The sequence below is a fragment of the Micromonospora costi genome (assembly GCF_003626655.1).
Lineage (GTDB): Bacteria > Actinomycetota > Actinomycetes > Mycobacteriales > Micromonosporaceae > Micromonospora > Micromonospora costi.
In genome coordinates this window covers 297,689-316,172 of the sequence record NZ_RBAN01000004.1, presented here as the reverse complement: position 1 = coordinate 316,172, position 18,484 = coordinate 297,689, and the positions used below count along the sequence as shown (strand labels likewise).

General features: G+C 74.8%; 19 protein-coding genes and 1 pseudogene. 9 read left to right on the top strand and 11 right to left on the bottom strand.

What is annotated here, in order from left to right:
• Positions 1-27: 27 nt before the first annotated feature.
• Genes D7193_RS23250 through D7193_RS23240 form a run of 3 tightly spaced genes read right to left on the bottom strand, consistent with a single transcriptional unit; the run spans position 28 to position 3,229 of the window.
• Positions 28-1,101 carry an alcohol dehydrogenase catalytic domain-containing protein gene (locus D7193_RS23250; protein WP_174242710.1) on the bottom strand — a complete coding sequence of 358 codons (1,074 nt, stop codon included), beginning with the start codon at positions 1,099-1,101 and terminating at the stop codon, positions 28-30.
• A complete protein-coding gene (locus D7193_RS23245; RefSeq protein WP_120781662.1) occupies positions 1,098-2,516 on the bottom strand; it encodes an aldehyde dehydrogenase family protein in 1,419 nt (472 codons plus the stop codon). Before D7193_RS23245 ends, D7193_RS23250 begins: the two co-directional genes overlap by 4 nt.
• A 47-nt stretch (positions 2,517-2,563) precedes the next feature.
• Complete coding sequence (locus D7193_RS23240; protein WP_120781661.1) at positions 2,564-3,229, bottom strand: TetR/AcrR family transcriptional regulator; 666 nt, start codon at positions 3,227-3,229, stop codon at positions 2,564-2,566.
• A 124-nt stretch (positions 3,230-3,353) separates the two neighbouring features.
• On the opposite strand from D7193_RS23240, the gene D7193_RS23235 reads away from it, so the two are divergent.
• Genes D7193_RS23235 through D7193_RS23215 form a run of 5 tightly spaced genes read left to right on the top strand, consistent with a single transcriptional unit; the run spans position 3,354 to position 8,486 of the window.
• Positions 3,354-4,502 carry an acyl-CoA dehydrogenase family protein gene (locus tag D7193_RS23235; protein WP_120781660.1) on the top strand — a complete coding sequence of 383 codons (1,149 nt, stop codon included), beginning with the start codon at positions 3,354-3,356 and terminating at the stop codon, positions 4,500-4,502.
• A gap of 16 nt (positions 4,503-4,518) precedes the next feature.
• Entirely contained in the window at positions 4,519-5,277 is a 759-nt protein-coding gene (gene fabG / locus D7193_RS23230) for a 3-oxoacyl-ACP reductase FabG (RefSeq protein ID WP_120781659.1), read from the top strand.
• A 34-nt stretch (positions 5,278-5,311) separates the two neighbouring features.
• On the top strand, positions 5,312-6,484 hold the full coding sequence (locus D7193_RS23225) for an acyl-CoA dehydrogenase family protein (RefSeq protein WP_120781658.1): 1,173 nt from the start codon (positions 5,312-5,314) through the stop codon (positions 6,482-6,484).
• Positions 6,481-6,945 (top strand): MaoC family dehydratase, encoded by a 465-nt coding sequence (locus D7193_RS23220; RefSeq protein WP_120781657.1) that lies wholly within the window; start codon positions 6,481-6,483, stop codon positions 6,943-6,945. Before D7193_RS23225 ends, D7193_RS23220 begins: the two co-directional genes overlap by 4 nt.
• Complete coding sequence (locus tag D7193_RS23215; RefSeq protein WP_120781656.1) at positions 6,942-8,486, top strand: long-chain-fatty-acid--CoA ligase; 1,545 nt, start codon at positions 6,942-6,944, stop codon at positions 8,484-8,486. Before D7193_RS23220 ends, D7193_RS23215 begins: the two co-directional genes overlap by 4 nt.
• 153 nt (positions 8,487-8,639) lie before the next feature.
• Here the strand turns inward: D7193_RS23215 and D7193_RS23210 are convergent, their stop codons facing one another.
• Complete coding sequence (locus D7193_RS23210) at positions 8,640-8,909, bottom strand: hypothetical protein (protein ID WP_120781655.1); 270 nt, start codon at positions 8,907-8,909, stop codon at positions 8,640-8,642.
• Between the two features lie 25 nt (positions 8,910-8,934).
• Here D7193_RS23210 and D7193_RS23205 point away from each other — a divergent pair, with 25 nt between their 5' ends.
• The 4 genes from D7193_RS23205 (at position 8,935) to D7193_RS23190 (ending at position 11,751) form a co-directional block, all read left to right on the top strand.
• On the top strand, positions 8,935-9,726 hold the full coding sequence (locus D7193_RS23205) for a DNA-formamidopyrimidine glycosylase family protein (protein WP_206611950.1): 792 nt from the start codon (positions 8,935-8,937) through the stop codon (positions 9,724-9,726).
• A 176-nt stretch (positions 9,727-9,902) separates the two neighbouring features.
• Positions 9,903-10,241 (top strand): PadR family transcriptional regulator, encoded by a 339-nt coding sequence (locus D7193_RS23200; protein WP_120781653.1) that lies wholly within the window; start codon positions 9,903-9,905, stop codon positions 10,239-10,241.
• Entirely contained in the window at positions 10,238-11,065 is an 828-nt protein-coding gene (locus D7193_RS23195) for an ATP-binding cassette domain-containing protein (protein ID WP_120781652.1), read from the top strand. Before D7193_RS23200 ends, D7193_RS23195 begins: the two co-directional genes overlap by 4 nt.
• A complete protein-coding gene (locus D7193_RS23190) occupies positions 11,062-11,751 on the top strand; it encodes an ABC transporter permease (protein ID WP_120781651.1) in 690 nt (229 codons plus the stop codon). Before D7193_RS23195 ends, D7193_RS23190 begins: the two co-directional genes overlap by 4 nt.
• Before the next feature lie 40 nt (positions 11,752-11,791).
• On the opposite strand, the gene D7193_RS23185 is transcribed toward D7193_RS23190, so the two are convergent.
• The 7 genes and pseudogenes from D7193_RS23185 to D7193_RS33770 form a co-directional block, all read right to left on the bottom strand.
• On the bottom strand, positions 11,792-13,015 hold the full coding sequence (locus D7193_RS23185; protein ID WP_120781650.1) for an RNA polymerase sigma factor: 1,224 nt from the start codon (positions 13,013-13,015) through the stop codon (positions 11,792-11,794).
• Between the two features lie 4 nt (positions 13,016-13,019).
• Positions 13,020-13,355: a YciI family protein gene (locus D7193_RS23180; RefSeq protein WP_120781649.1), complete on the bottom strand. Its 336-nt coding sequence runs from the start codon at positions 13,353-13,355 to the stop codon at positions 13,020-13,022.
• A 91-nt stretch (positions 13,356-13,446) separates the two neighbouring features.
• On the bottom strand, positions 13,447-13,872 hold the full coding sequence (locus D7193_RS23175) for an isochorismatase family protein (RefSeq protein ID WP_338324115.1): 426 nt from the start codon (positions 13,870-13,872) through the stop codon (positions 13,447-13,449).
• The gene (locus tag D7193_RS34745; RefSeq protein WP_338324103.1) at positions 13,758-14,030 is read right to left on the bottom strand and encodes a cysteine hydrolase family protein; all 273 of its coding nucleotides are present in this window, start codon (positions 14,028-14,030) and stop codon (positions 13,758-13,760) included. The genes D7193_RS23175 and D7193_RS34745 overlap by 115 nt, the downstream gene beginning before the upstream one ends.
• Before the next feature lie 39 nt (positions 14,031-14,069).
• Positions 14,070-15,476, bottom strand: a complete 1,407-nt coding sequence (locus D7193_RS23170) for an MFS transporter (protein WP_241563324.1) — start codon at positions 15,474-15,476, stop codon at positions 14,070-14,072.
• Positions 15,473-15,916 (bottom strand): MarR family winged helix-turn-helix transcriptional regulator, encoded by a 444-nt coding sequence (locus tag D7193_RS23165; RefSeq protein WP_241563321.1) that lies wholly within the window; start codon positions 15,914-15,916, stop codon positions 15,473-15,475. Before D7193_RS23165 ends, D7193_RS23170 begins: the two co-directional genes overlap by 4 nt.
• An 18-nt stretch (positions 15,917-15,934) precedes the next feature.
• Positions 15,935-18,478, bottom strand: a pseudogene (locus D7193_RS33770) (CDP-alcohol phosphatidyltransferase family protein).
• Positions 18,479-18,484: the final 6 nt, after the last annotated feature.

Below are 18,484 nucleotides of genomic sequence, written 5' to 3'. Positions count from 1 at the left end.
GCCGCCGAGGGTCGCGGCCGGCCGGGCTCAGGGGACGACGACGGTACGGGCGCCCTCGCCCCGGGCCATCCGGTCGAACGCCGCGGCGGCGCCGTCCAGCCCGGTGCGGTCGGTGATCAGCGGCGCCAGGTCCAGGCTGCCGTCGAGCACCGAGCGGGCCAGCTCGGGCACGTCCCGGTCGGGGTCGGAGGAGCCGTAGACCGACGACCGCAGCGTGCGGGCCGAGTGGAAGATCTCCAGCGCGCCGAGCGGGACCACGTCGTCCTTGGCGCCCATGCCCACCACGGTCACCTTGCCGCCCCGGCGGGTGGCCCGCCAGGCCGTACGGATGGTGCTGCCCCGCCCGACGCACTCGAAGGCGTGGTCGACGCCCCGGCCGTCGGTCCGCTCCCGTACGCCCCGGCTCAGCGAGTCGTCGGCGAGAAGGAACTCGGTGGCGCCGGCCGCCAGCGCCAGCTCGGCCTTGGCGGGTGACACGTCGACGGCCAGCACCGGGCCGGCGCCGGCCGCCCGGGCGGCGCCCACCACCGACAGCCCCACCCCGCCCAGGCCGATCACGGCGACCGATTCGCCGGCGGCCACGGCCGCGGTGCGCCGGACCGCGCCCGCACCGGTCAGCACCGCACAGCCGAGCAGCGCCGCGGCGTCGAACGGCAGCTCGGCGGGGACGGGGATGACCGCCTCCTCGGGTATCACCACCTCCTCGGCGAGGGCGCCGAGGCCGAGCGTGACGTGCAGCGGCTCGCCGGCCGGCGTGCGGCCACGGGCGGCCGCCGGGGTGCCGCCCCGCTCGCAGAGCCAGGGCTCGCCGTGGCCGCAGTACCAGCACCGCCGGCAGGGCGGGGCCCAGTTCAGCACCACGTGCGCGCCGGGCGTCACCCGGGACACGCCCGCGCCGACCTCGGCCACGACGCCGGCCGCCTCGTGGCCGAGCACCAGCGGGTACGGCGCGGCGATCGTGCCGTTCACCATCGACAGGTCGGAGTGGCAGACACCGGCGGCCCGGACGGCGACGCGTACCTCGCCGGGACCCGGGGCCGGCAGTTCGACCTCCTCGACCCGGGGCGGCTCGCCGGCCCCGCGGACCACGAGCGCCCTCACCGCTGGATGGCCTTGGTCTGGAGGAACTCGGCCAGCCCGTGGCGGCCCAGCTCGCGGCCGATGCCGGACTGCTTGTAGCCGCCGAACGGGGCGAGCGGGTTGAACGGCGCGCCGTTGACGTCCACTGCCCCGGTCCGCATGCGCCGGGCCACCCGCACCGCGCGTTCCTCGTCGGTCGACCAGACCGCGCCGGCCAGTCCGTACCGGGAGTTGTTGGCCACCGCGACGGCATGGTCGTCGTCGTCCACGGGGATCACCGCGAGGACCGGGCCGAAGACCTCCTCCTGGGCCAGCGCGCTGTCCGGGTCGACGTCGGCGATCACGGTGGGGGCCACGAACCAGCCGCGGTCGGGTACCGGGGCGTCCGGGCCGCCGGCGACCAGCCGGCCCCCGTCGGCCAGGCCGCGGGTGACGTGGCCGAGCACCCGCTCCCGCTGGGTGGCCGAGACGAGCGGCCCGAGCCGGGTCGCCGCGTCGAACGGGTCGCCGAGCCGGTAGCCCCCGGCGGCCTTGGCGGCCAGCTCCACCGCCTCGTCGTAGCGGGACCGGTGCACCAGCATCCGCGTCCAGGCGGTGCAGGTCTGCCCCGAGTTGAGGAAGGCGTTGCCGACGCCGACCTTGACCGCGGTGGCCAGGTCGGCGTCGTCGAGGACCACGTTGGCGGACTTGCCGCCCAGCTCCAGCGCGACCCGGGCGATGCGGTCCGCCGCGAGGTGGGAGATGCGCCGGCCGGTGGCGGTCGAGCCGGTGAACGACACCATGTCGACGTCCGGGTGGGCGGCGATGGCCTCGCCGACGACCGGGCCGGTGCCGGTGACCAGGTTGACCACCCCCGGCGGGAGGCCGGCCTCGTGGATCGCGTCGAAGAGCAGGTACGACACCAGCGGGGTCAGCTCGCTCGGCTTGAGCACCACCGTGCAGCCGGCGGCGAGCGCCGGGGCGAGCTTCGCCACCACCTGGTGCAGCGGGTAGTTCCACGGCGTGATGGCGCCGACCACGCCGACCGGCTCGCGGACCACCGTCGTGTTGCCGACCGTCTCCTCGGCGGGCGGCCGGGCGGCCAGTTCGACGTAGCTGTGCAGGACGGCGAGCGGCAGGCCGGCCTGCACCCGGGTGGCGACCTTCATTGGCGTGCCCAGTTCCAGGGCGACGGTGCGCGCGATGTCGTCGGCCCGCGCGGACAGGGCGGCGTGCAGCCGGTCCAGGTGCGCCGCGCGCTCGGCCGGCGGGGTTGCGGCCCAGCCGTCGAAGGCGGCCCGGGCGGCGGCCACGGCCCGGTCGACGTCGGCGGGGGTGCCGGCCGGTACGGCCGCGACGACCTCCTCGGTCGCGGGGTTGTGCACCGGGAGTGTCTCGCCGCCGGAGGCGGTGACCCAGCGGCCGTCGAGGTAGAAGTCGGTCCGTGCGAGATCCATCGCGCCCCTCACGTACGTGGCCAAAACTAGCGGTGCAAGTTTGGACCCTAGTACGCGTCGGTCGCCGAGGGGAGGGGTGGCAGCGGCCCGACGTGACGCTCGTACGTGCGGGACAGGCCGTCGATCAGCGCGTCGAGGCCGAGCGCGAACGCCCCCTCGTCCACCTGCTGCTGGTGCTCGGCGAGACGGTGCGCCTGGGTCAGGTGCGGGTACTGCTCGGCGTACAGGCCCGGGTCCTCGACGAAGCCGCGGGCGAACGAGCCGAGCGCCGAACCGGCCACGAAGTAGCGCATCAGCGCGCCGATGTGGGTGGCCCGGGCCGGCGGCCAGCCCGCGTCGACCAGCCCGCCGTAGACGGCGTCCGCCATGGCGAGCGCCGCCGGCCGCCGGCCGGGGCCGCGGGCCAGGTACGGGACGATGTTCGGGTGCGCGGCGAGCGCGGCCCGGTACGAGTGCCCCCACCGCCGCAGGGCCTCCCGCCAGTCGACCCGGCCGAAGAACGACACGTCCACCTGACCGGTGACGCTGTCGGCGACCGCGTCGAGGATCTCGTCCTTGGTCGCGAAGTGGTTGTAGAGGGACGGCCCGCGGACGCCGAGTTCGGCGGCGAGTCGGCGGGTGGAGAAGCCCTCCAGGCCCTCGCTGTCGATGAGCGCCGCCGCGGCCTCGACGATCCGCTGCCGGCTGAGCAGCGCCTGCCGTGGCCGGGGCATCGGTGCCTCCTTCGGGCGGGTGGGCGACGGCGCGTGGCGCGTCGCCGGGCGTGACGGGTCCGTTCGGGAAACTCTGCCACAGCGGGTCTGGACGGAATTAAACTTGCACCGCTAGTTTATGTCCATGGACCTGCACCTCTCCGCCGAACAGGCGGCGGTCCGCCAACTCGCCGCGGAGTTCGTCGACCGGGAGGTCCGGCCACACGCCGCCGACTGGGACCGGCGCGAGGAGGTCGACCCGGCCATCGTCGGCAAGCTCGGCGCCCTCGGCTTCCTCGGCCTGACGATCCCCGAGGCCGACGGCGGCTCCGGCGGCGACCACCTGTCGTACTGCCTGGTGCTCGAAGAACTGGGGCGCGGCGACTCCGCGGTGCGCGGCATCGTGTCGGTGTCGCTCGGTCTGGTCGCGAAGTCGATCGCCGCGTACGGCTCGGCCGCCCAGCGGGCGCGCTGGCTGCCCGCGCTCTGCTCCGGCACCGCCCTGGGCTGCTTCGCGCTCACCGAGCCCGACAGCGGCTCCGACGCGGCGGCCCTGACCACCCGCGCGGCGCGCGACGGCGACGACTGGCTGCTCACCGGCACGAAGATGTTCATCACCAACGGCACCACGGCCGACGTCGCGCTCGTCTTCGCCCGCACCGGCGGCCCGGGGCACCGGGGCATCAGCGCGTTCCTGGTGCCCACCGACAGCCCGGGGCTGACCCGGCGGGAGATCCACGGCAAGCTCGGCCTACGCGGGCAGGCCACCGGCGAGCTGCGCCTCGACGGCGTACGCGTGCCCGACGCCGCGCGCCTCGGCGAGGAGGGCGGCGGGTTCCGGCTCGCGCTCGCCACCCTCGCCAAGGGCCGCATGTCGGTCGCCGCCGGCTGTGTGGGCATCGCCCAGGGCTGCCTGGACGCCGCGGTCGCCTACGCGGGGCAGCGTACCCAGTTCGGCAAGCCGATCGCCGGCCACCAACTCGTGCAGCAGATGCTCGCCGCCATCGCGGTGGACACCACCGCGGCCCGGCTGCTCGTCTGGCAGGTGGCCGACCTCATCGACCGCGGCCAGCCGTTCGCCACCGAGGCGTCCATGGCCAAGCTCTTCGCCAGCGAGGCCGCCGTGCGCGCCGCCAACAACGCGGTGCAGGTGTTCGGCGGCTACGGCTACATCGACGAGTACCCGGTCGGCAAGTACCTGCGCGACGCCCGCGTCGCCACCCTCTACGAGGGCACCAGCCAGATCCAGCACCTCCTCATCGGCCGCGCGCTCACCGGCGTGAACGCGTTCTGACCTCCAGGGAGCAACCGTGACCAGATTCGCCGACCGGGTCGCCGTCGTCACCGGCGCCGCGCGGGGCATCGGCGCCGCCACCGCGCACCGGCTCGCCGCCGAGGGCGCGGCCGTCGCCGTGGTCGACCTCGACGCCGACGCCAGCCGGGCCGTCGCCGACGAGATCGGGAAGAACGGCGGCCGGGCCGTCGGCATCGGCTGCGACGTGACCGACGCCGACGCGGTCGCCGCCATGACCGAGCAGGTGGTGGGGGCGTACGGCGGGCTGCACGTGCTCGTCAACAACGCCGGCATCACCCGCGACGACCTGCTGTTCAAGATGCCGCTCGCGAGCTGGGACGCGGTGCTCACCACCAACCTGACAAGCATGTTCCTCTGCTGCCAGGCCGCGCAGCAGCACATGGTGGCCGCCCGCTACGGGCGCATCGTCAACCTGAGCAGCCGCTCCGCGCTGGGCAACCGCGGCCAGGTCAACTACGCGGCGGCGAAGGCGGGCGTGCAGGGCCTCACCGCCACCCTCGCCATCGAGCTGGGTCCGTTCAACGTGACGGTCAACGCCGTCGCGCCGGGCTACGTGGCCACCGCGATGACCGCCGCCACCGCCCAGCGCGTCGGGAGCACCCCCGAGGAGCACCAGCGGATGGTCGCCGAGCACACGCCACTGCGCCGGGTCGCCCAACCCGCCGAGATCGCCTCGGTCATTGCCTTCCTGGCCAGTGACGACGCCTCGTACGTCAGCGGCCAGACCCTGTACGTCAACGGCGGCGCCCGCTGAGGCACGCGTACCCCACCCACCACCCGGAGGAACCATGGACTTCGCGCTATCCGACGAGCAGCGGGCCATCCGAGACACGGCCCGCGACTTCATCACCCGGGAGGTCGTGCCGCTGGAACAGGAGCTGCTGCGGCGGGAACGCGCGCACCGGCCCGGCCTGGAGCGCGGTGAGCTGCGCGAACTCCAGCTCAAGGCGCGCAAGTTCGGCTTCTGGGGCCTCGCCACACCCGAGGAGTACGGCGGCATGGACCTGCCGGCCGTCACCCAGTCGCTGATCTGGACCGAGATCGGCCGCTCGTTCGTGCCGTTCCGCTTCGGCGGCGAGGCCGACAACATCCTGTTCTACTGCAACGAGGAGCAGAAGCGGGAGTTCCTGCTGCCGACCATCGAGGGCGAGCGGTTCAGCTGCTTCGCCATCACCGAACCGGGCGCCGGGTCCGACGCGGCCAACATCAAGCTCAGCGCCCGCCGCGACGGCGGCGACTGGGTGCTCAACGGCGAGAAGACGTTCATCACCGGCGGCAACGAGGCGGACTTCGCGATCGTCATCGCGGTGACCGACCCGGAGAAGGGCGCCCGCCGCGGCGGGGCCACCGCTTTCCTCGTGGACCGGGAGATGGGCTGGCGGTCGGAGTTCATCCAGACGATGGGGGAGGGCGGTCCGGCGTCGCTGGTCTTCGACGACGTACGGGTGCCCGAGCGCAACATCCTCGGCGAGCTGGGCCAGGGCTTCACGCTCGGCATGGAGTGGATCGGCAAGGGCCGCTACACCATCCCGTCGCACGCCTTGGGCATCGCCGAGCGGGCGCTCGGCATGGCCATCGCGTACGCGAACACCCGCGAGACGTTCGGCCGCCCGATCGGGGAGAACCAGGCGATCCAGTGGATGATCGCCGACTCGGAGACGGAGCTGGAGGCGGCCCGCTGGCTCATCCTGCGCGCCGCGTGGACCGTCGACCAGGGCATGGACCCGCGCCACGCCTCGTCGATGGCCAAGCTCTACGGCGCCGGCATGGTCAACCGGGTGGTGGACCGGGTCATGCAGATCCACGGCGGCATGGGCTACACCCGCGAGCTGCCCATCGAGCGCTGGTACCGGCAGGTGCGGCTCTACCGGATCTTCGAGGGCACCGACGAGATGCAGCGGCTCATCATCTCGCGTGACCTGCTGCGCGGCTACACGAAGCTGGGAGGGCACCTGGCATGAGGACGTTCGCCTCCATCGACGAGCTGGCCGCGGCGACCGGCGAGACGCTCGGCCCGGGCCCGTGGCACCGGATCGCGCAGAAGCGCGTGGACCTGTTCGCCGACGCCACCGACGACCACCAGTGGATCCACGTCGACCCGGTACGGGCGGCGACCGGCCCGTTCGGCGGCACGATCGCCCACGGCTACCTGACCCTGTCCCTGCTGCCGGCGCTGGTCGGCGCGCTGTACCGGGTCGACGGGGTGGGCATGGGCGTCAACTATGGGCTCAACCGCGTGCGCTTCCCCGCACCGGTGCGGGTCGGAAGCGCCGTACGCGCCAGAGCCACGATCGCCGAGGTGTCCCCGGTGGACGGTGGGGTGCAGGTCGTCACCGCGGTCACCGTGGACAGCGACGCGGGCGGCAAACCGGTCTGCGTGGCCGAGACGGTCAGCCGCCTCTACCGGGCGGTGCCGCGGTGACCGCGCTGTCGCTGGCCATGGTGCTGGCCGAGTCCGCCCGCCGGCACGCCGACACCGTGGCCGTGGTCGACGGCGAGGCGCGGGTGACGTACGCCGAACTGTGGCTGGAGGCGCGCAGCTACGCCGCCGGCCTGCGTGAGCTGGGCATTGCCCCGGGCGACCCGGTGGCCCTGCTCGCGCCGAACGTCGTCGACTTCCCCCGCGTCTACTACGGCGCCCTCGCGGCCGGCGCGGTGCTGGTGCCGGTGCACCTGCTGCTCACCCCGGACGAGGCCGCGCACGTGCTGCGCGACAGCGGCGCCAAGGCGCTGGTGTGCCACACCTCGCAGCTCGCCCTGGGCGCCGCGGCCGCGGCCACCGCCGGCGTACCGCTGGTGACCGTCGGGCCGGCGGCGCCCGACGCCATCGCGCCGCGCCTGGAGGACCTGAGCGAGTCGGTGCCGCCGCTGCCGTCGTACCTGACCCGGTCGGCCGAGGACCCGGCCGTGGTGCTCTACACCAGCGGCACCACGGGCGTACCCAAGGGCGCGCTGCTGACCCACCTCAACCTCGTCATGAACGCCACCGTCAACGTCTTCGACGCCAACGACGCCCGCAGCAGCGACGTGGTGCTCGGCTGCCTGCCGCTGTTCCACAGCTTCGGCCAGACCGTGGCGATGAACGGCACGTTCCGCATCGGGGCGACGCTCGTGCTGCTGAGCCGGTTCACCGGGCCGGCGGCCATCGACCTGATGCTGCGCGAGGACGTGAACGTCTTCCACGGCGTGCCCACCATGTACGTGGCCCTGCTGGAGGCGGCCCGGGGCCGGGACGCGCTGCCCCGGCTGCGCCTGTGCATCTCCGGCGGGGCGTCGCTGCCGGTGGCCGTCCTGGAACGGTTCCACGCGGCGTTCGACACGACCGTCTTCGAGGGGTACGGCCTGTCGGAGACCTCACCCACGGCCACCACCAACCAGCCGCACTTCGGCACCCGCGCCGGCACCATCGGCCACCCCGTCTGGGGCGTGGAGGTGGAGATCGCCCGCGCCGAACTCGACGACCGGATCGAACTGCTGCCCACCGGCGAACTCGGCGAGATCGTCATCCGCGGCCACAACGTCTTCGCCGGCTATCTGGGGCGACCCGAGGCCACCGCCGAGGCGCTGGTCGACGGCTGGTTCCGCAGCGGGGACCTGGGCCGCAAGGACGCCGACGGGTTCATCACCATCGTCGACCGGAAGAAGGACATGATCATCCGGGGTGGCTTCAACGTCTACCCCCGGGAGGTCGAGGAGGCGCTGGCCCGGCACCCGGCGGTCGGCCAGGTCGCGGTGATCGGCGTGCCCGACCCGCGGCACGGCGAGGAGATCTGCGCGGTGGTGGTGCCGGACCCGGGTGGGCCGGGCGCGCCGGCCGAGCAGGAGCTGATCGACTGGGCGCGGGAGCACCTCGGCCGACACAAGTACCCGCGCCAGATCCGGTACGTCGACGCGCTGCCCATCGGCCCCAGCCACAAGGTGCTCAAACGAGAGCTACGCCGAACCCTGTCCGAGCCCGCCTGACCCCGCCTCCCTCCGGCGTCGATCATGCAGTTCTGGCGCCCGAATGGTCCTGTCTCGCGGCCTTTGTGGGGCACCACAACTGCATGATCGGCGGGGCGGGGACGGGCGCGGGCGGGGAGGGGCGGGGTGGGGTGGGGTGGGGACAGGGTGGGGTTAGCCGTCGCGGTGGTCCTCGTCGGCTGGGATGATCGACTCGCGTTGTTCGAGGGCGTCCGCCGGGTTGGCGTCCTCGGGCAGGGAGGTCAGCACGTCCTGCTCACCGGCCGGCGGGGAGCCCTGCTCGGCCACGTCGGCCTCGGTGGCCTCCATCGGCGGGCTGGTCGGGGTGACGTCCTGGTCGGCGTCGTCCACCACCGGCTGCGCCTGCTCCATGGCGTCGGCCTCGGGCGGTTCGCGCAGCGGGTCGTCCGGGTTGACGGTCATGTCGCCTCCTGTGTGAGCGGGCCGGATGGGCACGTTCGCCCCTTATCTTCCCCGGGTACCCGCCGGCATGCCCGAGGGTCACCTCATCCACCGGTACGCGCGGGAGCAGCACGCCGCGCTCGCCGGGAGCGTCCCGGCCCTGTCCAGCCCGCAGGGCCGCTTCGACCCCGGCCCGTACGCCGGGCGGACGCTGCGCGCCGTCGAGGCGTACGGCAAGCATCTGCTCTACCACTTCGACGACAGCCCGGCCCTGCACGTGCACCTCGGCATGCGCGGGCTGTTCCTGCGCCACGACGACCCGACCGTGCCGCCCCGCGCCGGGGTGCGGCTGCGGCTCGCGGGCGCGGCGGCCGCGTACGACCTGATCGCGCCGATCCGGTGCGAACCGCTACCGCCCGACGGCGAGCGCGCCCTGCGCGCCTCCCTCGGTCCTGATCCGCTGCGTGACGACGCCGACGACGCCGACGCGGTCCGCCGGCTGGCCGCGGCGGGTGGCGCGGTCGGGGCGGCGGTGCTCGACCAGTCGGTCTGGGCGGGGATCGGCAACGCGTGGCGCGCCGAACTGCTCTTCCTCGCCGGTCTCGACCCGGACACGCGCGGGATCGGGCCCGAGCCGGCGCGGCGGCTCTGGGATCTCGCGGTGCGGTACCTGGCGCTGGGCCGCGACGCCGGGCAGGTGGTGAGCGATCCGACCGCCCCGGACGAGCGGTGGGTCTACAAGCGCGACAGGTGCCGGCGCTGCAATGCGGAGGTACGCCGCTGGACGCTCGGCGCCCGAACCGCGTACGCCTGCCCGGTGGACCAACCCCCGCGCTGAACCCCCGGCGATCTTGCACTTTCTGCCCCGACCTAACGGGCATAAGCCACAGGACGGGGCCGAAACTGCAAGATCGCGGGGGGATCCAAGGGCGCGGTAGGTAGTTGCGCTATCTAGATGGTGCGGCTAGGGTCCTGGGCGTGATCTTCGGCGTGGCGGCGTCCCGGTAGGGGCGGATGGACCAGGAGCGGCGGGCGCAGTGGCTGCGCGGGGTGCTCGACCTCTGCGTGCTCGGGCTGGTGAGCCGGGGCGAGTCGTACGGCTACGAGCTGTCCCAGGCGCTGCGGGCGCATGGCATGGGCACGGTCCAGGGCGGCACCCTCTACCCGGTGCTGCTGCGGTTGCAGCGCTCCGGCCTGCTCACCGCCCACTGGCGCGAGGGCGCCACGGGCCCCGCCCGCAAGTACTACCGGATCAGCCCGGCCGGCAGCGCGGCGCTGCGCGCGGCGGCCACCGACTGGACCGCCTTCGCGGCGAGCGTGGGCGCGATACTGAGCGAGGAGCCGAAGCGGTGAACCACAACGCCTGGCTCGCCGCCCTCACCGGCGAGCTGCGCCGGCACGGGGTGGGGCCCGACCTGACCGGACACGTGGTCGCCGAGGCGGCCACCCACCTCACCGAGAGCGGGGAACATCCACTGCGGGTCTTCGGCCCGCCGGACGCGTACGCCCGGGCGGTCGCCGACAGCCTCGGCGGGCCCGACCGGCGTCCGCCCCACCGCCGGCCCGGCCCGGTGCGGCTCGCCGCGCAGGGCATCACCAAGCGCTACCGCGGGCGGACCGTCCTCGACCGGGTGGATCTCACCGTACGCGCGGGCGAGATCGCCGCGGTGGTCGGCGCCAACGGGTCCGGCAAGAGCACCTTCCTGCGGATCTGCGCGGGCCTGGTGAGCCCGGACGCGGGCACCGTACGCGTGCACGGCGCGCTCGGCTACTGCCCGCAGGACGGGGGCACCGCCGAGTTCCTCGACGCCGACGAGCACTTCGCGCTGGTCGGCGGCGGTCGTGGCCTCACGCGGGACACGGCCCGCCGGGCCGGCCGCGCCGGGGCCGCCGCGCTGGACTGGTCGCCGCCCGCGGGCACCCAGGCGCGGCACCTCTCCGGCGGCACCCGGCAGAAGCTGAACCTCGTGCTGGCCCGCCTCGGCGAGCCGGAGGTGCTGCTGCTCGACGAGCCGTACCAGGGCTTCGACCGGGGCACCTACCTCGACTTCTGGCACGAGGTGTGGCGGTGGCGCGACGCCGGCAAGGCCATCGTGGTCGTGACCCACCTGCTCAACCAGCTCGACCGCGTCGACCTCGTGCTCGACCTGACCACCCCCCGGGAGCGCGCCGCATGACCAGGACCCTCGTGGTGGCCGAGACCGCTCTGCGCGAGCTGGTGCGCCGTCGCTCCGTGCTCGTCATCCTCCTGCTGCTGCCGCTGGCCTTCTACCTGAGCCGCCGCGGCGACCACCTCGGCCAGTCGATCCGTTTCGTCTGCCTGGGTGTGGGCTGGGCGTTGAGCACCGCGGCCCTGTTCGCCGGCAGCGCCGCGCGGGGCATCGAGCCGCGGCTGCGGCTGTCGGGCTACCGCAGCCTGCACCTGGTGCTCGGGCGGCTGCTCGCCCTCTGGACGGTCGGCGTGGGCCTGTCGGTGCCGTACTTCGTGCTCATCCTCGTCGACCAGCGCGACGTCCGGTACGGCGCGATCGCCCTCATCATGGCGCTCATGGTGGCGGTGGCCGCCCCGTTCGGCCTGCTGCTCAGCGCCGTGCTGCCCCGCGAGCTGGAGGGGACGCTCGTGCTGCTCACCGTGGTCGGGTTGCAGATGGTGATGGACCCGGCGGACACCGCCTCCCGGGCGCTGCCCTTCTGGTTCAGCCGCGAGATCGGCACGTACGCCATCGACCACACCGACGGCGGCTACCTGACCCGCGGGCTGACCCAGGGGATCGCGTTCGCGGTCGTCCTCACGCTGCTCGTGGTGGCGGCCTCGGCCGTCCGGCTGCGCCAGCGCCGGCACCTGCGCTTCGTGGGGGCGTGACAGGGCACGTCCAGCCGGGCTGCGGCGGAGCGGCGGGACGTCAGCGCCGGCCCTCGGCCAGGTCGTCGGCCCGATCCCGGAGCGCCCGACGTTCGGCCGGCCCGTCGCTCAGGTCCGCGGCGGCCCGGAACAGCATCACCGCCCGGGCGCGGTCACCCTGGCGGGCGGTCAGCTCCGCCTCCACGGCGAGAGCCGCGGGGTAGCCGTCCAGCGCGCCGCCGGCCCGCGCCGCGTCGAGCAGGTCGAGCCCTGCGGCCGGCCCGTACGCGTAGCCGTGCGCTACGGCCCGGTTGAGCCGCACCACCGGCGTCGGCTGCCGCTCGACCAGCCGGTCGTACCAGCCGGCGATGGCCGGCCAGTCCGTGTCCGCGCTGCTGGGGGCGGTGGCGTGGCAGGCCGCGATGTGGGCCTGGATGGCGTACGGCCCGTCCTGGCCGGCCCGGGCCAGCGCCTCGACCCCCTCGGCGACGGCGGCGCGGTCCCAGCGGGACCGGTCCTGCCGGTCCAGGGTGAGCAGCCGACCCTCGGCGTCCCGCCGGGCGGCCCGGCGGGAGTGCTGGAACAGGAAGAGCGCGAGCAGCCCGGACACCTCCGGCTGGCCGGGCAGCAGCGCCTCGACGAGCCGGGTCAGCCGGATCGCCTCGTCCGCGAAGGCCGGCTCGCCGTCCGCGTCGTGGCCCCGGGTGAAGAGCAGGTAGAGCACGCCCAGCACGCCGGGCAACCGCTCGACCAGCGCGGCCCCGGCCGGCACCCGGTACGGGATGCCGGCCTGGGCGATCTTCGTCTTGGCCCGGGTCAGTCGCCGGGTCATGGTCGACTCGCTGACCAGGAAGGCGCGGGCGATGTCGGCGGTGGGCACGCCGCAGACCGTGCGCAGGGTGAGCGCCACCCGCGCCTCCAGGGCGAGCGCCGGGTGGCAGCAGGTGAAGATGAGCCGCAGCCGGTCGTCCACCACGTCCCCCTCCCCGGCGTCGGCCGGCGCGGCCTCCGGTTCGGCCAGCAGCGCCAGCTCACGTAGCTTGCGCCGTTCCACGTCGGCGCGGCGGAGCACGTCGACGGCCCGGTTCCGGGCGACCGTCATGAGCCAGCCACCCGGATTCGCGGGCACGCCGTCGCGCGGCCAGCGCTCGACCGCGAGCGCCAGCGCCTCCTGGGCGCAGTCCTCGGCCAGCGTCCAGTCGCCGGTCACCCGGATCAGCGCGGCCACGATCCGCGCGAACGACTCCTGACCGGCGGTGGCAACCGCCCGGGACGCGTCCGACACCGTGTCAGGCGTCCGGGTTCCAGAACGGGCGCAGCTCGATCCGGCCCGCGTACGCCATGGGGTGGTTGCGGGCCACGTCGATCGCCTCGTCCAGATCGGCGCACTCGAGCAGGTCGAAGCCCACGATCACCTCCTTGGTCTCGGCGAACGGCCCGTCGCTCACGAGCAGCTCGCCGCCCCGGACGCGGACCGTGGTGGCCGCGGTCGGCGGAGCCAGCCGGTCACCGGCCAGCCGCTGGCCCCGGGCGTCGCGCTCGGCCACCCACTTCTCGATGTCCGGCGCGGCGCTCGGGTCGGTGTCGGGCTCGGTGTCGGTGCAGACGAACATCAGGTACTTCATGGCTCGCTCCTCGGTGTCGTGCGGTGCTTCACCAGGGTGACGAACGGGCCGGCCCGGACCGGACAGCGCCCGGAGAAAAAAATACGACGGATCAGCCGCGGGTCCGGGCCAGCAGCTCGACCACCTCCGCGGTGGTGCCGGTCTCGCCGAGCCGGGGGAAGATCCGCTCGACGCTGGCGCGGTGCCCGTCCGCGTCGAGGTCGGTCATCGCGTCGGTGGCCAGGGTGACGTGGTAGCCGTGCTCGTACGCGGCCCGGGCGGTCGACTCGACGCCGATGCTGGTGGCGATGCCGCCCAGCACGATCTGGGTCACGCCCCGGCGGCGCAGCTGGAGATCCAGGTCGGTGCCGTAGAAGGCGCCCCAGTTGCGCTTGGTGACGACGACGTCGCCGGGGTGGCCGGTCAACTCGTCGACGAGCACGTCCCACCCCTCCGGCCGGCTGCCGCCCGCCGGGCCGCGGTCGGTGCGGCCCGGGGCCGCGTCCGACCCGTCCGCGGCGGTCGTGACGCGGACCAGGACGACCGGGAGCCCCGGGCCCGGAACGCGTCGGCCAGCCGGACGCCGCGGGCCACCACCTCGGCCGCCGGGTAGGGGGCGGTGGGGGCGGCCACGATGCCGCGCTGGAGGTCGATCAGGACCAGGGCGGTACGCGGGTCGAGCGTGGTGAGGGCCATGAGGGTGTCCTTTCGGTTGGTGACAGGGGTGGCGTCCGGTCAGCCGGAGGCCGCCCCGGCGGGCGCGCCGATGCGGCGCAGCGAGCGGTCCAGGAGGACGACGACCAGCAGCAACGCGGCGCTGGCGAGCATCACGAACGCCAGCGCGTGCAGGCCGGCGGTGTCGGCGCCCGGGCCGAACGCGGCGGCGCTGGCCGCGGCGGCCACCATGGCGCCCAGGTACGTGAACGTGCGCAGCAGCCCCGCGGAGGATCCGATGCGGGCCGGGTCGGCCTGGTGGTAGAGCGCGTTCTGGTTGGCCAGGCCGAGTAGACCCTGTGGTACGCCGGCCAGCACCGCCACGGTGACCAGCAGCCAGGTGCCGGTGCCGGGGTGCACGGCGAGCAGCAGGGCGCACGCCGCGATCTGCGTGGCGGCGCCGACCAGCAGCTTGCCCCGTACGCCCCGACGCCGGCCGGTCAGCGCCGACACGCCGATCGCGGTCACGAACAGCGGCAGCAGGACGAGCCCCGCCGCCGACGCCGACAGGCCCCGACTCTCCTCCAGCCACTGCGTGTACCCGTACAGCCAGGCGTAGGAGACGGTGAAGGTCAGCAGGTTGCGGGCGTACGTGGCGATCAGCGGCAGGTTGCCGCCGAGCACCCGCAGGTCGAGGAAGGGGTCGGCGGTGCGCAGCTCGCGCACGACCAGCCCGGCGCCGGCCGCCACGGCCACCGGTACCAGGTAGAGGTTCCCGACGCGGGGGCTCATGAGCAGCAGCAGCACGGCGGTCAGCAGCGCGGTGAACAGGGCCATGCCGGGCAGGTCCAGCCCGCCGCTCGGCGCGCCCACGGTGGCCTTCGGCATCCGCCGTACGCCCAGCACGAGACAGGCGAGGGAGAGCGGGACGTTGACCGCGAAGATGGTGTGCCAGCCGCCGAACCCGATGAGCAGGCCGCCGAGAGTCGGCCCGACGGCGGCGACGGTCTGTGCGGAGATCGCCAGCGCGGTGAGCACGCCACCGGGGTTGTCCTGGCCGGTGCGCCGCGACTCGTGCCGGAGCAGGGACATGGCGGCGGGGTAGCCGGCGCAGGTGCCCAGCCCGAGCAGCACCCGGGCGACGATGAGCACACCCAGCGACGGCGCGACCATGCCGATCAGCCCGGCGACCCCGGTCAGCGCGGTGCCCACGAGGTAGAGCCGGCGCGCACCGTAGCGGTCGACCAGCCGTCCCACGACGGGCTGGCCGACGGCGGTGGCGAGGTAGAGCGCCGAGACGAGCCAGGCCGTACGCGACGGCGGCGCGCCGAACGCCTGCCCGATCGGCACCAGCGCCACGGCGATCATGGACGAGTTGATCGGGTTGAGCACGGCGCCGAGGATCATCGGGGCGATGAGCCGGCGGTCGAAGCCGGACGGGCGCTCCGCCGCCCGCGCCGCCTCGGGTTCGGTGGCGCGGGTCGTCACGACTCGGTGAGCCGGTCCAGCAGGGCCAGCGCCTCGATGATGGTGCCGCGTTCGGCGTCCGTGTAGCGCTCGGCGAGGGCCCTGGCCAGCCACTCCTCGCGGGCCCGGCGGTCACCCCGGACGAGCGACCACCCGGCGGTGGTCAGCGAGACGAGCTGACGCCGCCCGTCGGTCGGGTCGGGCGCCTTGCCGACCAGCCCCTGCTCGGTGAGCGCGGCGAGGATGGCGGCCATCGACTGCGGCCGGACGCGCTCGGCGGCGGCCAGGTCGCTGGCGGACGCCGGGCCGGCCGTGGCGAGACGGCTGAGCACGGAGGTCTGCGAGGCGGTGAGGCCGTCGCGGTCGGCGACCTCGCGCAGCCGGCGACGCAGCCGGCTGAACACGACCCGCAGCTCGTGCGCGGCGCGCACGGCCTCGGCGGAGATCCGGGGATCGGTCACCCCGCAACGCTAGGACCGTCAGTTGAAACTGAACAGTCCAGACTGACGATTGTGAGGCGGGGAACAGCCCCGCCGCCTACCGGACCGACCGGGCCGCCGACGGGTGCGCCGCCGGCCCGAACGCCGCGAGGAAACGGTCCCGGAAGGCGTCCATCGGCCAGACCGGCGCGTCGTGGCCGGGGCGCAGCCCGTCCTGCCAGCCCCAGCCGGAGATCCGGTCGAACACCGCGGGATCCCGGGCCACGACCGTGATCGGCACGTCCCGGCTCGCGTCCGGCCCGGTCACCACCGGTGCCGGCTGGTGGTCGCCGAGGAAGACCAGCACCAGATCGTCGTCCCCGTACGTCTCGACATAGGAGACCAGGCTCTCCAGCGAGTACGCGATGGCCTGCCGGTAGCCGGCCCGCGCCTGGGCGGTGGCGCGCCCCGCCTCCGGCGGCCCCTCGACGCGGGCCGCCGGGTTCGCGTAGATCGACCCGTCGCCCACCTCGTCCCAGCCGACCATCCGCGGCACGGCCGTCCAGGGGGAGTGGCTGGAGATCAGCGGGATCTCCGCCATGACCGGCGGGCGGTCGACGGGCGCCCGCTCGGTGCGCTGGAACGTGGCGAGCGTGTACTGGTCGGGCATCGGGGCGTAGCTGAACTTCGGGCCGCGGTAGCCGAGGGCGGCGCTGTCGTAGTAGCCGTCGTAGCCGAAGAAGACGCCCTCCGGCCAGGGCTGCGTGGCGGCCGGCATCACCCCGACCGTGCGCCAGTCGGCCCGCCGGAACGCGCCGTTCAACGTCAGCCGGTCGCTGGCCAGCAAGGCCCGGTGCCGCTGCTCGTTGTCGATCCAGAGGCCGGACAGCAGTGTGTCGTGCGCGAGCCAGCTGCCGCCGCCCGCCGTGGGTGAGGTGAGGAACCCGCTGCGGGCCGCGTACCCCCGGGCGCGTAGCCGCTGGTAGCCGGCGTCGAGCACCGGGTTCACCTCGGCGGCGAGCCCCGGGTCCTCCACCGCGCTGCGTCCGTAGCTCTCCACGAACGCGAGGACGACGTCCTTGCCGCGCAGCGCGGTGAGCAGCTGGTCGCCGGGCACGTCCCGGTACGGGTCGGCGGCGATCGTCGCGCCGAAGGCGCCCCGGTCGCGCAGCCGCTCCCGCACGGCGGCGGCGTGCGCGCCGACCAGGGTGGTCGTGCCGGCGTCGGCCACCGGCACGCCGAACGCGGCGCACGCCACCCACGCGACGGTCAGCGCGGCGACCACCCGCGTCGCGGCCCGGTCGTGCCGCGCCGCCGACCGGGCGACCCGCCGCACGGCGAGCGTCATGAGCAGCAGCAGGGCCGCCGCGAGCAGCAGCGCGCCGGCCGCCGCCGCGACCGCGCCGGCCCGACCGGCCGCGTCGCGGAGGAAGCCGTACGCGTCGTCGAGCAGCACCCAGTCGAGCACCAGGTCGAACGGCCGGTCCAGCGCGGTCCGGAAGCCCAGGTCGGCGAGCTTGAGCACCGCCAGCAGGCCCAGCACGGGGCCGGCCACCAGCACCACCACCCGCCGTCCTCGCGGGGGCAGGGCGATCAGCAGCGCGAGGCCGAGCAGCCCCTCCAGGGGGATGCGCAGGAACGCGCCCGGGCCGAGCCGGTCGAGCCGGTCGGGCCCCACCAGCACGGTGACGACCAGCAGGACGGCGAGCGCCGTGAGCACCCCGCCCGCGACACGCCGGCCCCGCCCCGGGCCGCGGGCGCCGTCCGCTGCGGCCACCCCGTCCGGCGTACGTGGCATCAGTGTCCCCAGCGCTCGGCGCGGGCGCCGCCACCGACCAGCGCCGGCGGGCGGGGCGGCGTGCTCACGGCCACCGCCACGGGCCGCGCCGGCAGTGCCGCAGGGCGGTGCCGGTGCCGCAGCGGGCGGTGCCGCCACAGCCAGAGCACGTCCCGGCCGAACGACTCGACGAGCAGGACCAGCGCGGCGGCCACCAGCAGCGCGGCCGGCGTCGCCGGCAGCAGCACGGCGGCAACGAGAACGACGCCCTGGGTCGCCGCCACCACCTTGCGCCACAGCCGCGGCGGCAGCGTCCCCCGCATCCACGGCAGTGCCCACCCCGCCACCACGAACGCGTACCGCATCCCGCCGACGGCCAGGACCCACGGCCCGACGGCCGGGGTGACCTGCGCGCTGAGCACGAGCAGGAGGAACGCGTCGACCTCCATGTCGAAGCGGGCGCCGAGCGCGCTGGCGGTGCCGGTGCGGCGGGCGACCCGGCCGTCGACCGCGTCCAACGCGAGCGCCACCGCGGTGAGGCCGACCAGCAGCGCGACGGGCGCGGGTCGCCCCGCGGTCCCGTCCGCCACGAGGGCGGTCACCGCGCCGACGAGCACCGACCGGCTGAGCGTCACCCGGTCGGCCGGGCCGAGGCGCAGGGCACCGGCCCGCCGCAGACCCCGGGTGAGCGCCACGCAGCTCACCACGCCGTAGCCGGCGCCGGCCAGCCAACCCACCCCGCTGAGGCCGACGGTGCCGGCCAGCACGGCGAGCAGGACGATCTGGGCGGCCAGCCCGACCGACGGACCAGTTCGAACCGTACGCACCGTGCC

Bases quoted from the DNA above. Each gene is read 5' to 3' on its own strand.
- D7193_RS23210 (WP_120781655.1), bottom strand. From the start codon at position 8,909: ATGACCGTCAACCCGGACGACCCGCTGCGCGAACCGCCCGAGGCCGAC.
- D7193_RS23245 (WP_120781662.1), bottom strand. From the start codon at position 2,516: ATGGATCTCGCACGGACCGACTTCTACCTCGACGGCCGCTGGGTCACC.
- D7193_RS23205 (WP_206611950.1), top strand. From the start codon at position 8,935: ATGGGCACGTTCGCCCCTTATCTTCCCCGGGTACCCGCCGGCATGCCC.
- D7193_RS23225 (WP_120781658.1), top strand. From the start codon at position 5,312: ATGGACTTCGCGCTATCCGACGAGCAGCGGGCCATCCGAGACACGGCC.
- D7193_RS23180 (WP_120781649.1), bottom strand. From the start codon at position 13,355: ATGAAGTACCTGATGTTCGTCTGCACCGACACCGAGCCCGACACCGAC.
- D7193_RS23220 (WP_120781657.1), top strand. From the start codon at position 6,481: ATGAGGACGTTCGCCTCCATCGACGAGCTGGCCGCGGCGACCGGCGAG.
- D7193_RS23235 (WP_120781660.1), top strand. From the start codon at position 3,354: ATGGACCTGCACCTCTCCGCCGAACAGGCGGCGGTCCGCCAACTCGCC.
- D7193_RS34745 (WP_338324103.1), bottom strand. From the start codon at position 14,030: ATGGCCCTCACCACGCTCGACCCGCGTACCGCCCTGGTCCTGATCGAC.
- D7193_RS23190 (WP_120781651.1), top strand. From the start codon at position 11,062: ATGACCAGGACCCTCGTGGTGGCCGAGACCGCTCTGCGCGAGCTGGTG.
- D7193_RS23200 (WP_120781653.1), top strand. From the start codon at position 9,903: ATGGACCAGGAGCGGCGGGCGCAGTGGCTGCGCGGGGTGCTCGACCTC.
- D7193_RS23240 (WP_120781661.1), bottom strand. From the start codon at position 3,229: ATGCCCCGGCCACGGCAGGCGCTGCTCAGCCGGCAGCGGATCGTCGAG.